The organism is Candidatus Symbiopectobacterium sp. NZEC151 (genome assembly GCF_025962655.1).
Classification (GTDB): domain Bacteria; phylum Pseudomonadota; class Gammaproteobacteria; order Enterobacterales; family Enterobacteriaceae; genus Symbiopectobacterium.
In genome coordinates, this window is record NZ_JAGFPE010000001.1 from 1064399 (window position 1) to 1079982 (window position 15584).

General features: G+C 54.3%; 17 protein-coding genes. 7 read left to right on the forward strand and 10 right to left on the reverse strand.

The genetic code is table 11. The features are described from left to right. Position 1: 1 nt before the first annotated feature. From fucI to fucR, 4 genes are read left to right on the forward strand one after another with little or no spacing between them, the layout of a single operon-like run. Positions 2-1777 carry an L-fucose isomerase gene (gene fucI, locus J5067_RS04840; protein WP_264650559.1) on the forward strand — a complete coding sequence of 592 codons (1776 nt, stop codon included), beginning with the start codon at positions 2-4 and terminating at the stop codon, positions 1775-1777. A gap of 54 nt (positions 1778-1831) precedes the next feature. After that, positions 1832-3250: an L-fuculokinase gene (fucK, locus tag J5067_RS04845; RefSeq protein ID WP_264627968.1), complete on the forward strand. Its 1419-nt coding sequence runs from the start codon at positions 1832-1834 to the stop codon at positions 3248-3250. A gap of 1 nt (position 3251) precedes the next feature. Next, positions 3252-3674: an L-fucose mutarotase gene (gene fucU / locus J5067_RS04850; RefSeq protein ID WP_264642753.1), complete on the forward strand. Its 423-nt coding sequence runs from the start codon at positions 3252-3254 to the stop codon at positions 3672-3674. A gap of 59 nt (positions 3675-3733) precedes the next feature. Next, positions 3734-4468, forward strand: coding sequence for an L-fucose operon activator (gene fucR / locus J5067_RS04855; protein WP_264650560.1), 735 nt, complete (start codon positions 3734-3736; stop codon positions 4466-4468). Between the two features lie 50 nt (positions 4469-4518). Here fucR and J5067_RS04860 read toward each other — a convergent pair whose 3' ends face one another. Further along, positions 4519-6183, reverse strand: a complete 1665-nt coding sequence (locus J5067_RS04860) for a phosphoethanolamine transferase (RefSeq protein ID WP_264650561.1) — start codon at positions 6181-6183, stop codon at positions 4519-4521. Between the two features lie 98 nt (positions 6184-6281). Here J5067_RS04860 and J5067_RS04865 point away from each other — a divergent pair, with 98 nt between their 5' ends. Together J5067_RS04865 and J5067_RS04870 are read left to right on the forward strand one after the other, a co-directional pair. Then, positions 6282-6992: a response regulator transcription factor gene (locus J5067_RS04865; RefSeq protein WP_264650562.1), complete on the forward strand. Its 711-nt coding sequence runs from the start codon at positions 6282-6284 to the stop codon at positions 6990-6992. A gap of 10 nt (positions 6993-7002) precedes the next feature. Beyond that, the gene (locus tag J5067_RS04870; protein WP_264650563.1) at positions 7003-8235 is read left to right on the forward strand and encodes a HAMP domain-containing sensor histidine kinase; all 1233 of its coding nucleotides are present in this window, start codon (positions 7003-7005) and stop codon (positions 8233-8235) included. Positions 8236-8259: 24 nt separating this feature from the next. Here the strand turns inward: J5067_RS04870 and J5067_RS04875 are convergent, their stop codons facing one another. After that, positions 8260-9216, reverse strand: coding sequence for a DKNYY domain-containing protein (locus tag J5067_RS04875; RefSeq protein WP_264650564.1), 957 nt, complete (start codon positions 9214-9216; stop codon positions 8260-8262). Positions 9217-9533: 317 nt separating this feature from the next. On the opposite strand from J5067_RS04875, the gene blc reads away from it, so the two are divergent. After that, a complete protein-coding gene (blc, locus tag J5067_RS04880) occupies positions 9534-10067 on the forward strand; it encodes an outer membrane lipoprotein Blc (protein ID WP_264642759.1) in 534 nt (177 codons plus the stop codon). Between the two features lie 66 nt (positions 10068-10133). On the opposite strand, the gene hypB is transcribed toward blc, so the two are convergent. The 8 genes from hypB to J5067_RS04920 are packed head-to-tail and all read right to left on the reverse strand — an operon-like array spanning position 10134 to position 15312. Next, positions 10134-10892, reverse strand: a complete 759-nt coding sequence (hypB, locus tag J5067_RS04885; RefSeq protein WP_264642760.1) for a hydrogenase nickel incorporation protein HypB — start codon at positions 10890-10892, stop codon at positions 10134-10136. 18 nt (positions 10893-10910) lie between these two features. Continuing rightward, positions 10911-11138 carry a hypothetical protein gene (locus J5067_RS04890; protein WP_264642761.1) on the reverse strand — a complete coding sequence of 76 codons (228 nt, stop codon included), beginning with the start codon at positions 11136-11138 and terminating at the stop codon, positions 10911-10913. After that, positions 11135-11356, reverse strand: coding sequence for a CooT family nickel-binding protein (locus J5067_RS04895; RefSeq protein ID WP_264642762.1), 222 nt, complete (start codon positions 11354-11356; stop codon positions 11135-11137). The genes J5067_RS04890 and J5067_RS04895 overlap by 4 nt, the downstream gene beginning before the upstream one ends. Positions 11357-11359: 3 nt before the next feature. Next, on the reverse strand, positions 11360-12139 hold the full coding sequence (locus J5067_RS04900; protein ID WP_264650565.1) for a carbon monoxide dehydrogenase accessory protein CooC: 780 nt from the start codon (positions 12137-12139) through the stop codon (positions 11360-11362). Positions 12140-12199: 60 nt separating this feature from the next. After that, a complete protein-coding gene (gene cooS, locus J5067_RS04905) occupies positions 12200-14110 on the reverse strand; it encodes an anaerobic carbon-monoxide dehydrogenase catalytic subunit (RefSeq protein ID WP_264642764.1) in 1911 nt (636 codons plus the stop codon). Then, complete coding sequence (locus J5067_RS04910; protein ID WP_264642765.1) at positions 14110-14688, reverse strand: 4Fe-4S dicluster domain-containing protein; 579 nt, start codon at positions 14686-14688, stop codon at positions 14110-14112. The genes cooS and J5067_RS04910 overlap by 1 nt, the downstream gene beginning before the upstream one ends. Positions 14689-14704: 16 nt before the next feature. After that, complete coding sequence (hypA, locus tag J5067_RS04915; protein ID WP_264650566.1) at positions 14705-15043, reverse strand: hydrogenase maturation nickel metallochaperone HypA; 339 nt, start codon at positions 15041-15043, stop codon at positions 14705-14707. 23 nt (positions 15044-15066) lie between these two features. Then, positions 15067-15312, reverse strand: a complete 246-nt coding sequence (locus tag J5067_RS04920; RefSeq protein WP_264650567.1) for a HypC/HybG/HupF family hydrogenase formation chaperone — start codon at positions 15310-15312, stop codon at positions 15067-15069. Between the last annotated feature and the right edge of the window lie 272 nt (positions 15313-15584).

Genomic DNA, 15584 nt, shown 5'->3' on the forward strand with positions numbered 1-15584 from the left:
GATGAAAAAAAGTAATTTACCCAAAATTGGCATTCGTCCGGTGATCGATGGGCGTCGTATGGGCGTGCGAGAATCGCTCGACGTGCAAACCATGAATATGGCAAAAGCCACCGCCGCGTTGATTACCGAAAAACTCCGTCATGCCAACGGTGCAAATATTGAGTGTGTGATTGCGGATACCTGCATTGCCGGCATGGCGGAGTCCGCCGCCTGCGAAGAAAAATTCAGCAGCCAGAACGTTGGCGTCACCATTACCGTAACGCCGTGCTGGTGTTACGGCAGTGAAACCATCGATATGGATCCCCTGCACCCGAAAGCCATCTGGGGCTTCAACGGCACGGAACGTCCGGGAGCGGTTTATCTGGCTGCGGCGCTGGCCGCACACAGCCAGAAAGGCCTTCCCGCATTCTCCATTTATGGTCATGACGTTCAGGATGCCAACGACACCTCGATTCCTGCCGACGTTGAAGAAAAACTGCTGCGCTTCGCGCGTGCCGGTTTGGCCGTTGCCAGCATGAAAGGCAAAAGCTATCTCTCGGTCGGCGGTGTCTCGATGGGCATTGCCGGTTCCATCGTCGATCATAATTTCTTCGAATCCTGGCTCGGCATGAAAGTCCAGTCCGTCGATATGACCGAACTGCGCCGCCGTATCGATCACAAGATCTATGATGAGGCCGAACTGGAAATGGCCTTAGCCTGGGCGGATAAACACTTCCGCTATGGCGAAGACAAGAATGCGCAGCAGTATAAACGTAACGCCGAGCAGAGCCACGCCGTGCTGAAAGAGGGCCTGCTGATGGCAATCTGTATCCGCGACATGATGCAAGGCAATAAGACGCTGGCGGAAAAAGGTCTGGTGGAAGAATCGCTCGGCTATAACGCCATCGCGGCGGGTTTCCAGGGACAACGCCACTGGACCGATCAATACCCCAATGGTGACACCGCTGAGGCGTTGCTGAACAGCTCGTTTGACTGGAATGGCGTGCGTGAACCTTTTGTCGTGGCCACTGAAAACGACAGCCTTAACGGTGTTGCGATGTTGCTGGGCCATCAGCTAACCGGAACTGCCCAGGTGTTTGCCGATGTGCGCACCTACTGGTCACCGGAGGCGGTTAAACGAGTGACGGGTCAGTCACTGAGCGGTTTGGCCGAGCATGGCATCATTCACCTGATCAACTCCGGCTCTGCCGCACTGGATGGTTCCTGCGCGCAGCGCGACAGCGAAGGCAAACCGACCATGAAGCCACACTGGGAGATCACCCAGCAAGAGGCCGACGCCTGCCTGGCCGCCACCGAGTGGTGCCCGGCGATCCATGAATACTTCCGTGGCGGCGGTTACTCTTCTCGCTTCCTGACCGAAGGCGGTGTGCCGTTTACCATGACACGCGTCAACATCATCAAGGGGTTAGGTCCGGTATTGCAGATTGCTGAAGGCTGGAGCGTCGAATTGCCCAAAACCGTGCACGACCAGCTTGATGCACGCACCGACTCCACCTGGCCCACAACCTGGTTTGCCCCACGCCTCACCGGCAAAGGCCCCTTCACCGATGTCTATTCGGTGATGGCGAATTGGGGCGCGAACCACGGCGTGTTGACCATCGGTCACGTGGGTGCCGATTTCATCACCCTCGCCGCGATGTTGCGGATCCCTGTGTGCATGCACAACGTGGATGAAGCCAACATCTATCGTCCTTCGGCGTGGGCGGCGCATGGTATGGATAGCGAGGGTCAGGACTATCGCGCCTGCCAGAATTACGGCCCGATCTACAAACGTTAATCCGTCACGCCCTCCGGCCGTAGGGAGGGCGTCTTTTTTGTTTCAGGAGCGGTTATGAAACAAGACGTTATGCTGGTGCTCGACTGTGGTGCCACCAATGTGCGAGCCATCGCCGTCAATCGCCAGGGAAAAATCATCACGCGCGCCTCGGTTGCCAATGCCAGCGAACGCGCCGCAGAAAATGGCAACTGGCATCAATGGTCGCTGGAGGCAATTTTGCAACGCTTTGCCGACTGTTGCAGAAAAATCAGCGCAGAACTGGCAGCGTGCCGTATTCGCGGCATCACGGTAACCACCTTCGGTGTGGACGGTGCACTCGTTGATAAACAGGGTGAATTGCTCTATCCGGTCATCAGTTGGAAATGCCCGCGCACGGCGGCCATCATGGAAGATATCCGCCGCGTTATGCCACCGCAACAGCTTCAGGAGATTTCCGGCGTCGGGGCTTTCAGTTTCAATACCTTGTACAAGTTGGTGTGGCTTAAACAACATCACCCGCAGTTACTGGCGCAGGCACACGCCTGGCTGTTTATTTCCTCGCTGATCAACCAGCGTTTAACCTGCGAATTCACCACCGATATCACCATGGCCGGCACCAGCCAGATGTTGGACATTCAGCAACGTGACTTCAGCCCGACAATTTTGCAGGCTGCGGGCCTCCCTCGCCGCCTTTTTCCACGCCTGGTGGCGGCAGGCGACGTGATTGGCACACTGCGGCCAGCGGCGGCAAACACACTGGGGTTGCCTGCGGGAATCCCGGTTATCGCTACCGGGCACGATACCCAGTTCGCACTGTTTGGTGCTGGCGCAGACCAGGATGAACCGGTGCTCTCTTCAGGTACATGGGAAATTCTGATGGTGCGCAGCGCAGCGGTAGACACACGGCTGCTTAGTCAACATCCTGGTTCGACCTGCGAATTGGATAGCCAGACTGGCCGTTTTAACCCCGGTATGCAATGGCTGGCGTCCGGGGTGTTGGAGTGGGTGCGTAAGCTGTTGTGGACACCAGAAACCCCGTGGCAGACGTTAATTGACGAGGCGGGCCCGATTCCGGCCGGCGCCGAAGGTGTCAAAATGCACTGTAACCTGCTCAATGGTCAGAATGCGGGCTGGCAAGGCGTGACGCTCAATACCACGCGCGGGCATTTTTATCGCGCCGCGTTGGAAGGGTTGACCGAACAGCTACAGAGAAATCTGCATACGCTGGAAAACATTGGTCACTTTAGCGCAAAAGAGTTATTGCTGGTCGGCGGAGGCAGCCGCAACACGCTGTGGAATCAGATCAAAGCCAACCTGCTTAACATCCCGATCAAAGTGCTGGATGAGGCTGAAACCACGGTCATCGGTGCCGCCCTGTTCGGCTGGTACGGCGTGGGTGAATTTGCCAGCCCGGAGCTGGCGCGAGCGCAGATACACTATCAATACCGCTATTTCTATCCGCAAACCGAACCCGAATTTACCGAGGAAGCGTGAGATGCTTAAAACAATTTCGCCATTAATTTCTCCCGATTTACTGAAAGTGCTTGCCGAAATGGGGCACGGAGATGAAATCATTTTTTCCGATGCCCATTTCCCGGCTCACAGTCTGGGTCCGCAGGTGATTCGCGCCGACGGTCTACGGGTCAGCGATTTGCTGCACGCCATCATTCCGCTGTTTGAGTTGGACAGCTATGCGCCACCGTTGGTGATGATGGCGGCGGTGACCGGCGATAGTCTCGATCCTGAGGTTGAAGCACGCTATCGCAACGCGCTGTCGCGGCAAAGCCCCTGCCCTGATATCACACGCATCGACCGATTTGCTTTTTATCAGCGGGCGCAAAAAGCCTTTGCGATCGTTATCACAGGCGAGCGCGCCAAGTACGGAAATATTCTTTTAAAAAAAGGAGTAACGCCGTAATCTCATGCCAGAACGCCCGCCTGATGTGGGCGTTCTGCGAAATGATGGGGTGAGAGAGAATGAAAGCGGCACGCCAGCACGCAATCGTCGAACTGCTGATGAATCAAAACAGCCTGACCACCGAAGCTTTGTCGCTACAGTTGAATGTCAGTAAGGAAACCGTTCGTCGCGATCTCAGCGAACTGCAATCACAAGGGAAAGTGTCACGTAAACACGGTCGCGCCAAGGTCATTCATCGCGAAAGCCACGACAGCGGCGATCCCTTTCATATCCGACTCAAAAGCCACTATGCTCACAAGGCGGATATCACCCGTGAGGCGCTCGCCTGGATCGAGCCGGGAATGGTGATTGCACTGGATGCCAGCTCCACCTGCTGGTATCTGGCTCGCCAGTTGCCCGATGTTGAGATTCACGTATTTACCAATAGCCAGCCGGTATGCCAGGCGTTGAGTAAGCGCGAGCACATTCAGCTCACCTGCTCAGGCGGCACCTTGCAGAGAAAGTATGGCTGCTACGTCAATACGTCACTGATCTCACAGCTTAAATCGCTCGACATCGATCTGTTTATCTTCTCCTGCGAGGGCATTGACAGCAATGGGGTACTGTGGGATTCCAATGCCATCAACGCCGACTTTAAATCAGTATTGCTCAAGCGCGCCTCACAGTCGTTATTGCTGCTCGACAAGAGTAAGTTTGATCGCTCCGGCGAAGCACAGATTGGGCATCTTGATGATGTGACACACATTATTTCTGATGCCAATGCCGGGGCTAGCGCAGCGGCAAAAGCACTCTGAGTACGGTGCCCTTGCCTCCTTAACGCTGCGCTGACAAGCATTATTGTGGGTCAAGCAACGGGAATCGGCTCTCGACAGGGCGCAAACACATCCAGTTCGGGTTGGTACACGGTGCTATGAACATCAAACAAGCCCAACAGGGAATGATACAAATTGTCGTGACTGTAGTCCTTGTTGTCGGCGTTTTTCCGCAGACAAGCGAGGTTAAGGTGGGCTTGTTGGGCAAATGTCGGTGAGAACCACATCACCATCGGCACCTGCGTTTGCTCCTTAGGCGCAATGATATAAGGCGTCCCGTGCAAATACATCCCCCGCTCTCCCAGTGACTCGCCGTGATCGGAAACGTAAATCATGGCTACATCACGCTGCTCGGAATAGCGTTGCAACACGTCAATGGTTTTGCCCAGCATCCGGTCGGTGTAGACCAGCGTGTTGTCGTAAGTGTTGGTGAGCGCTTCATTGGTGCACTTCTGGATCTGATTGCTGTCACAGGTGGGGCTGAAGGTTTTGTCTTGTGCCGGGTAGCGTTCGAAGTACGTTGGACCATGGCTGCCCAGTTGGTGCAACACGATCAGCATATCACCCTGCCTGGCATCAATGCGGGCGCTGAGTTGGTGCAGCAGCACATCGTCATAACAGGTTCCATCCTTGTTGACACATTGCTCGACAATGTTCAGCGTCGGCATATCCTCGGAAGGCACGCGCGCGCAGACCCCTTTACACCCCCCGTTGTTATTGTTGCGCCACAAGAGGTGTATGCCGGTGCGTTGCAGGATGTCGAGCAGATTCTCTTCGGTAGCTGCACGCACTTCATCGTAGCGCGAACGGGTCATACGCGAGAACATACAGGGCAGAGAAATCGCAGTGGCCGTACCGCAGGATGAGACATGTTTAAAACTGATGATGTCTTCGCGCTGCGACAAGGATGGGTTGGTCGCACGCGGATAGCCATTAAGCTCAACGTTCTGCGCTCGCGCCGTTTCGCCCACCACGACAATCACCAACTTGGGGCGCTGACCAGCCGCCGCCGCAGGACGTGTGGCATCTGCGGCCACAATACGCAACAACTGTGATTTCGTACGTTTCAGGTAGCGTTTCAGGTAGCCGTTGGTGTTGCGCACCACGTTAAAGGGCAGCGCTTGATCCTTGATTTGCAGATTATTGCGCAGCAGCGAGGCGTAGTCTTTGTAGAACGCCATGGTCACCACGGCCAGCACCGCGACTGTCACCAGTACATTGCCGAGCCACCACAGCACGGCTTGCGACAGCCGCCCGGTCTTTTGGGTCGGCAAGCACACCATCGCTACCGCAGGCAACACGCCAAGCGCAATAATGGTGAGCAGCAGGGGGATGGAAAAGTACGAGGTGAGTTCTGCCTGATTGGTCTCGAACACGTTCTGTATCATGCTGCGATCGATTAACACGTTGTAATAGAGCATGAAGTAGCTGCAACTGGCACTGATGACAACCAGCAACGCCAGCAGCGGTTTGCGCACATACGGCAAGACCAAAACTGGCGTGAGCAATAAATTGAAAAGGCAAAAAAAGAACACCGGTAGGCTGATAAAGAACAGTAAACTGTGGAGACTGTTGACTTCCACGTTGGACCATAGCGTTTGCCATAGCGCCACGTTACCCACGGTGGTGAAGAACAATGCGGCTACCCAGGTCAGTTGTACCGAGTTGAACCGCAGGGATATCAGATATTTATACACGCGCAATTCCCAACGAATAAAGAGTCTGCGCAGTATCAAAAAGTGGATGTCAGGAAGTTGTTAAGATGCCGTTTATCTTTTTAGGATGCCGATGACCCATGACACGCCTGCTTATCATTGAAGACAACCCAGAGCTGGTGGCAAATCTGTACGGTTTTTTTGAGCCGCTGGGCTATGTGCTGGACGATGCGCGTGACGGAGCCACAGGTCTGCACATGGCTACGCAGAATGACTATGACGCCATTTTGTTGGATCTGATGCTGCCGCGGCTGGACGGTATGACGCTATGCAGCAAACTCCGGGTGGAATTTCAGAATCCCGTGCCGGTACTGATGCTGACCGCACGCGATCCCGTAGAAGACCGCGTACAGGGCTTGGCGCTGGGTGCCGACGATTATCTGGTCAAGCCCTTTTCACTCAAGGAACTTGACGCCCGCATCAAGGCGCTGGTGCGCCGTGCCCAAGGCCGACAGGTAGAAGGCACACTGGTCTGGGAAGACTTGCTGGTGGACACTCGCGCACCGCAGGCATGGCGCCAGGGCCAGACCATCAACCTGACCCCCACCACGCATAAATTGCTGCTGTGTCTGGTACGCGCCGCACCTGGCGTGGTTAAAAAACAGCAGATGGAATACCTGCTGTGGGGCGACGAACCGCCTGAAAGTGGTGCGTTGCGCACACACATTCATGACCTGCGCCTGCGAATTGACAAAAACTTCACATCTGCTCTGATAGAAACGGTGCATGGCGTCGGTTTACGTCTCCATACGCCCGGGGAGGTTACGCCGGAATTATCACACAGCGAGTAGAACCACCATCATGAAATCCCTTTACCAGCAGATGACGCTCAAGACACGCATTACGATTTCGTTTGTACTGCTGATGGTGGCTGTCATGGGGTTTGTGGTTATCGCGGAGCAACTTGATTACGATGAGTTGCGATCGTATGTGATCGAGAAAAGCCTGCGCGAAGAGATGCCTCGGCTGGAAACGGCTATTACCAACGGTACGCCTCCCACCCTGCCTGAAGGCAGCCAGTTTTATGATACGCAAACCGTACCCGATGCCCTGCGCCACTACGCTCCGGGCTACCACCGCCTGGAAAAACCCAACCATTGGTATCTGCTGGTGTTTGAACTCGACGTTCAACGCTACTACCTGTTACAGGATGGCAAATACTACTGGTTTTTAGAGTACATGATTGACGGCTTCGCGCCGCTGGTGATCCTGCTGTGTATTTTGTGCGCGTTCTGGATTGGCCGATTGACCTCGGCGCGCGTTACCGCCCCGATTACGCGTCTGGCCGACGTGGTACAGCGCAAGCAGAAGCCCTTACCGTTTCAGGATGCCAGCGACGAAATCGGCGTGCTGGCGCGCGCATTTGCGCAACACAGCGATGAACTGGAGCAGTTTCTGCACCGTGAACGATGCTTTGTGAGCGATACCAGCCATGAATTGCGCACTCCGCTGGCTATCATTGGCGGCGCGGCGGAAACCATCGTGCACCAATTGCCTGCTGACAGTCACTTGATACCCAGCGCGGAACGCATCGTGCGTACCACGCAGGAAATGCAGCGCCAACTGACCTGTCTGTTGCTGCTGTCACGCGATCCGCAAACCCTGGCTCGAACCGACGTGCCACTGCGTCCGTTGATCGAGGAATGCATTACACGCTGCCAACCCTGGCTGGCAAAAAAACCCGTGGCACTGATTCTGGATGCAGCGCAAGCGCCCCACCTGCACACCAATGCTGAACTGGCGCGCAGTGTTATCTGGAATCTGCTGCGCAATGCCTGCCAGTACACGGCGCAAGGTGAAGTGCGCATTGCCCTTAATGACAGTACGCTTGTCATTTCGGACACCGGTCCTGGCCTACCGCCCAGCATCGATCCGCAGCAATTTCAGCGCTTTCTGCCCAGTGCGCATCAACGTGGCGAAGGACTGGGCTTGTCCATTGTGCAACGCATCGTGGAGCATCTGGGTTGGCGCATGCAGGTCGATAGCTCGGAAACAGGCTGTCGCTTTACGCTGGAAATGCGCCGTAGCGATTGACGCATTTCCCCCACAGCTAAAAAATTACTGTTTGGTGCACATCGCTTCTCCCGGTGACTTAAAGTCTCCGCACTGCCATTCATTCACCCCATCAGAAATAACGTTCTCATCGACGGTCACTTTGCTCGCATCCAGTCCGGCTAACCGTTCTGGCTCAATTTTCACGAACCAGACTGATTTACCGTCGGAGACAACATAATCGGATAATGCTTTAAGGTTTTTCACATCGGTATCCGCTGTAAAAATCGGGAACGGTTTACCGTAAATATAAAAACCTTTTTTATCCGCCGTCACACTGAATGAAAGACAGGTAAAGGTGCTTGCATCCAACTCGCTGTTTTTTTCACCACGATAATAAAGCGCATCATCAATAGTGGCCCAGCCAAAACATTGCTCAAAAATGTTAACGCTTTTTTTATAGGGTACGATGGCTGAATGACTTTCTCTGAAATAATAGTGTTTTTTATCGAAGGCCTGATTCGTTCCTTTTGTCTGGAACGTCGCAACGTCAGCGCCTTTTAACACCGAACCGTCACGCATAAAGATGTGTTTGCCATCGCTGAAGAAGGGAAAATCCAGGGCTTCAAATTTCTTCCAGTCGATGTTAACGGTCATTTTATTGCAATAGGCGTAGGTTCCAACTTCACTAACCAGATAGGAATCAATTGCTTTGGCGTTCTCCGGGTTAAATGCCTTGGGCAAGGCAGTCGCATTGCAGTAATAGGTGTCGTTCGCTTTCCCTACCCCAAATGCCGTATCGGAATAGACCACCGAGAAACTCTCCGGCTTGACATTTTTCATCGGCACAGCGGGAAGATTCGCGGCACTTTGATAGTGCAATACACCGTCAATCACTTTATACGGGTATTTCACATTGCTATAGGTGACCGCAGTTTTTTCTGCGGCAATAGCGGATAAGTGAACGATGCCAAACACCCCACCAATGAGTGCCATACATAAATTAAGAGTTCCTTTTCTCACGATCTTTATCTCCTTTTAAAGGTTAACACCAGAAAATAATATCCCTACCAGAGGATAAATGTTTTTCCTGGGTATAATTTGCCGCGATAAAATATCAATTTACGCACATAGCGTAAATTATAAAAGGCACATTAAGCATATCTAAAACAAATCCACACAAACGCTAATGCCTAATGTTTTACAAACACAAAAATACAGAATAAAACACCAGTGGCAGTGATTTTAATGAGGTAATATAGTTAACACCACGTATACGGTAAAAACAGCATTTCCTCGCTATACTTCCTCACTCCCTCAAAAACACACAAGGAGTACGCATGAAAATTTGGCCAATCCTTACCGGTGTCGCGCTATCACTGGCGCTGGTTGCTTGCAAGTCGCCCTCGCCCCCCAAAGGCGTAACGCCTGTTGCCAATTTTGATGCCGAGCGTTATCTGGGGAAATGGTATGAAATAGCGCGTTTGGAAAACCGTTTTGAGCGAGGTTTGCAACAGGTTACGGCAACCTATGGAAAACGCAGTGACGAGGGGCTAAGCGTGCTGAATCAAGGCTACGATCCGCTTAAGAAACAGTGGAAATCGAGCGAAGGCAAAGCCTATTTCACCGGTAAAGCCACAACGGCGGCGCTCAAGGTTTCCTTTTTTGGTCCCTTTTATGGGGGATATAACGTCATCGCGCTGGATGACGATTACCAATACGCGCTGGTCAGTGGGCCAAACCGCGATTACTTATGGATCCTGTCGCGCACGCCTGAACTCCCGGCTGAGGTAAAACAAAATTATTTGTCTATTGCGAGAACCCTCGGTTTCGCGGTGGATAATCTGGTTTGGGTTAATCAGCAGCCGCACTGATATCACTGGCAGTGATCCATCAGCGAAGATCGCGCAAGCCGGTTCTTCGCTGATACACGGCGTCTTTCACGCTGGGCTCACGCACCGCTCGCCGAGCCATGCCAACCATGGCGCCCAATGGTGCGTGGTTTTGGTTGAAAGCTGCAATACCTCACTCCCCGGAGCCAACAGCGCCACTTCCTCGCGCACGCGCTCAGGACTGAAATCGTCAAAATAGGGCAATAGATCCACCTTGGTCACCAGCACCGCTTCCGCCTGGCGGAACATCACCGGGTATTTTTCCGGTTTGTCATCCCCTTCCGGCACGGACAGTAGCACCACGTTGTGGTGTTGACCGAGATCGAAGCTGGCCGGGCACACCAGATTGCCCACGTTTTCGATAAACAATATGTCCACCGGCTCACAACAGAGCGTTTGCCAGGCGGTATTGACCATTTGCGCATCAAGATGGCAGGCCATCCCCGTCGTGATTTGCACTACCGGGATACCTTTGCGGCGCAGGCGTAAAGCATCGTTTTCGGTTTCCAAATCTCCTTCTATCACCGCCACTTTTACACCGCGCGCCGTAAGCTGTTCGATGGTGACCTCCAGCAGCGACGTCTTACCGCTGCCCGGCGATGACATCAGGTTGAACACCCGCGTGCCGTGCGCGTCAAATTGCCGACGGTTCTGCGCCGCCCGGTCGTTATTCTCCTGCAACAGGTTCTGCATCACCGCCAGCGTGCGCGGTTCAACGGCTTTGAATGGCCTTATCGCCCGGATGGTGCCGTTGGCTAAGCGCAGTTGGCTGGCAAGCGGGATATTGCAGCCACAGTTATCACACATGGTGTCACCCTCGCCCCGTTAGCCGCGCAGTGAGACAGGCTTGAGTTGCTGCGCCATCACGTTAAGTTTTTCACTCACCGCGGTCATCTGCGCAATAACCTCGCGGCACTGTTGTGCCAGTTCGCTTTGCCCTTCCGTTTCCAGCGCGCGCAGGTATTTTTCCATCTCTGCGATATGTTCGTCGTTGTGTTCAATCCAGTGCGGCACCAGCACATTGAGTTTTTTCATCAAGGGAATAGCAATCATCGGTGTTCTCCGTTTTGTGTTTCGGCGCTACGCTGAACCAACAGCACTTCGTTGCGCAGGCTATCAATGTATTGAATATCAAAACCGCGCAGCTCGCGCGGCGGCTCAAATAAGGCAGAAAGCGTAATGTTGTGCGGCGTAACCTGAATTGCTGCGATATCGTTCAACGCCTCTTCGCGCCGATCGGCATACCGCAGGCGGACACGCAGTTGGCACATGGGTTAAGCTCCCTGATTCAGGGCGGCGAGACGCTGTTCTATCACGGCAAGTTCCGCCATAAACGCGCCACCAAGATCGTAAGGCGCGCTGCCGCTGAGGTCTGCGTCACGAATGGTGTCATTCAGCGACAGGTAACCCAGCAATTGCGCGGTATTCAGCGCCGAGGCCAAAAAAGCCTTGTCGGAGGGTTTGGCGATTTTACTGCCGACATAGACTACGTTATCAATGCCGATATCGGCGGCCAAGGCACCAATTTGGCGTGCGGTTTGAATGCTGCGTTGGCCCGGCTCCACCACCACAATCAACACATCCACCGCTTCCGCCGTGGAACGGCCCAGATGCTCGATACCGGCTTCCATATCCATGATCACCACATCTTCCCGTTCGAGCAGCAGGTGGCTCATCAAACGGCGCAGCAAGGTATGTTCAGGGCAGACGCAGCCCGTGCCGCCGTGTTCGACGGTTCCCATCAGCAGCAAACGTACTCCGGCGTGCTGCACGCAGTAGGCATCCGGCAGATCGTCTACCTTTGGATTGAGGATAAACAGGCTGCCATACCCGGCACCGGCCCCCGTGCGCTCCGTTGCCAGTGCTTTCATACGGGAAAAAGGTTGCAACAATGCATAGCGTTCGGCCGGAATGCCTATTGCAGAAGCCAGATTGGCATCCGGATCGGCATCAATCGCCAGTACCGGTTTTCCCTGTGCCGCATAGGATCGCGCCAGCAATCCCGCCAGCGTGGTTTTTCCCACGCCGCCTTTACCCGCGATAGCTATTTTCATATCACCCTCGTCAACCGATGTTGCCAGCCAGCCGCCTGATGGCGCTGGCTGGGCAATGCGTTAGATCCCCAGCGCGCGACGCTTCTCTTTCATTACCGCCACCAGTTTCTCGGCGGCCAGTGCGGGATCGGTTTCCACCAGGAAATAGCCACCAAACAGATCTTTAGCCTGCGTGGTGATTAAATCGGTCACTTGCTGCGAACCCGTCACGTGCGGCACCACGCCGAGGTGAGTCGGCAGGCCTAACGCCACGCTCCAACTGGCGATAGCGATGGCTTTTTCCGACATTGCCTCCGGCGCAGAGGCCACCAGCGGCAGATCGCTCAGATCGACATTCAGTTTTTCCGCCAGCGCTGTCGCTAACATCACCGCACGGCTGTTGTCCACGCAGGAGCCCATATGCAGCACCAACGGCAGCGGCCCTTCTAACCCAGCCGCTACACCCACAGCAGTCAGTACCGCTTTTAAACTGTCACCCGCCCAGCTTTCTGTTGCTTGCGCGTTCATCAACCCGTTCTTGGCGAACGCCCCGGCACCGCAGCCCGTCGCCAGCATCAGTACGTTGTTACGCGCCAGAATTTTGGCAATGGTTTGAAAACTGTCATCCTGTTTGACGCGAGTGGTGTTGCAGCCCGCAAACAGCGCCACGCCGAGAATATTGCCGTTGGCGATATTCTCTACCAGCGGGGCCAAAGGATCGTCCGGATTGAGCGCCGCCAGCGCTTCCATCACCGCTTCGGTGCTGAAGCCGACTACCGCCGTCTGCTTGATATCGGGGATTTTGATACGCGTTGCATCGCGGCGACCGTAGGCATCGATGGCATACTGCACAATCTTGCGCGCGGTTTCTCGAGCGTGCTCTTCGTGGAAGCTTACGTGACGTGCACCCGGAATTTTGTTTTCATCCGCAGTGGTGATGAATTCCGTGTGGTAGCACTCGCTGATCGGCGACAAGGACGGCATGATGCACTGCACATCCACCACCATGGCATCCAGCGCGCCGGTGAAAATCGCCATTTCCTGTGACAGATAGTTGGTTGCCAGCGGAATACCGTGACGCATCATCACTTCATTGCCGGTACAACAAATACCCACGATGTTGATGCCTTCGCTGGCTCCGGCATCGCGTGCGATGCTCTGCATTTCGCCAGCCACATCGCAAATCACTTCGCTTAGCAGCGGATTATGGCCGTTCACCGCGATGTTGACCGCCTGCTTTTTGATAACACCGATATTGGCCTGCGTCACCACCGGCGTTGGCGTACCAAACATCGCATCGGACAACTCCGTCGCCAGCACCATGCCATCAAAATCAGACAGCGCGCCGCGAATACCGCCCAGCACCAGATTGGTCGGGTCAGCGTCGCAGCCAATATGGGTGCGCGACATGATTTGCGCCACGGTGGCATCAATGTTGTGCGGCAGCACGCCCAGTTTACCGAGCAGTGACAGGCGTTTAGCCGGCAGAGAGGCATTGAGCCAGTGGCACGGTTTTTTGCTGTCTTGATTCTGGTAATCTTCCAACGTTTTGGTCGCCACATCGTAGGCGATATCGCGCGTGGTGCGTCCCTCCACCTCAATAGCCAGACGTTTGGCGACCGCAATCAGCTTTTTCGGATCGCGAATCTGATAATCCGGCAGTTCACCCTTGCCTACGCGCTGCATCGCCAGCGCAATGTGCCGACCGTGCTCCGAGTGACCGGCCGCCCCGGCGGCCATCATGCGGATCAGATTGCGCGCGACGATGGTGTCTTTGGTCGCACCGCAAATACCGTACTGTGGCCCATCGCCAAAGGGATCAACCCGGCAAGGCCCTTTCCAGCAGATACGGCAGCACAGCCCGAGACTGCCGAAACCACATTGTGGTTGTTGCATCTGATGACGATCGAACACCGTGGCAATACCTTCGTGTTCCGCCACCGGACACAGGGCAATGGTGGCGGGATCGCTTGTTCTGGTTTTGATATCCATTACCTTCCCCTTAATGCCAAATCGATATTTTTCTGAGAATGCGCCAGCTCTTTCGCTCTGGCCTGAATCAATGCCTGACGATAGGTTTGCATATCCACCAGACTGATGGCTTTGGTGGGGCAAGCTTCAATGCAGGCGGTTTGGGTTTTGCCCTGCGCTTCTCGCCAGGTGACGCACAGATCGCATTTTTGTGCCACGCCCTGATTAGTGACGCTGTAACCTTTTTGCTGTTCGCTGCGCCGCACGGTGATGGAACCAAACGGGCACACCATCACGCACAGTTTGCACCCCACGCAGTTGGCTTCGTTGATCTGCACTTGCCCATTACTTTGGCGACAAGCGCCGGTGGGACACACCAGTGCGCACGGCGCGTTGTCACACTGACGGCACTGCATCGGTAGGTTGACATCGCCCGCCACCACCACCTTCATCCGGGGATGCAGCGGCAGTTGTTGTTTCACCGCATCAAACAATCCGCTATCGCCACCGTGGCTGACCGCACAGGCCATCTCACAGCTATGGCAGCCAAGGCATCGCTGCGCATTGGCGTAAATCATGACATTTTCCTGTCTTTTCATTTCGTTACCCTCTACCTCAGGCATCAAAACTTTCAATGTAAAGCTCATCGCCCTGAATCAGTCGCACCCTGCGACTGTGACAACCTGAACATTGAAAATGGAATTTGATCACTTCAAAATCCTCACCGCACGCGTCACAGCGCGCGATGGCTGGCAACGCCTCAATAATCAATTCAGCATGCTCAGCCAGCGTCCCGGCACTGAACGCGTTAAAACAAAACGCCATCGACTGAGGCTCAACCGCACGCATCTTTCCAATCCTCAGCCGCACGCGCGTTATGCGTGTCACCTGATGGCGCTGTGCCTCAGCAAGCAGAATGTTCACCAGTCCCTGCGTTAACGCCGCTTCGTGCATGGTGACTTCCTCCCCCGTTGCGCTCAGTCAAGTTCGTCTAACTCACTCAAGGCGATCAACATTTCAGCCGCTTGTTGTTCATCAAGCCGCGCCATGGCAAACCCCACGTGCACCAAAACCCAGTCACCGATACAGTCCTGAGCGGCATGCTGCGGGCCAACCAGACACGCGATGCTGACTTCCCGCTTCACGCCCGCGACAGACACCACGGCAATCAGATTGGCGGCATCTTTAATTGCCAGAATTTGACCTGGAATACCCAGACACATCGATAACGCCCCCTTTGATTGCCTGAAACACGCATTTTTATTGACTGAGATCATCTTTATTGAGATAAAACCAAACGCGACCATAAAAAAATAGTATTTCTGCGTTCACCCCAATACGTCGTATTAATATTCATTCTCAGTTATAAAGTGATGGCGATCATATTTTATTTCTGCGGATGTTAACTTCTTATTAATAACCTTCCGTCTGGGCATCATATTCCCAGCTTTACCCACGAATATCTGTCAGCCAGCCGACAGACAGTGTGGGTAGC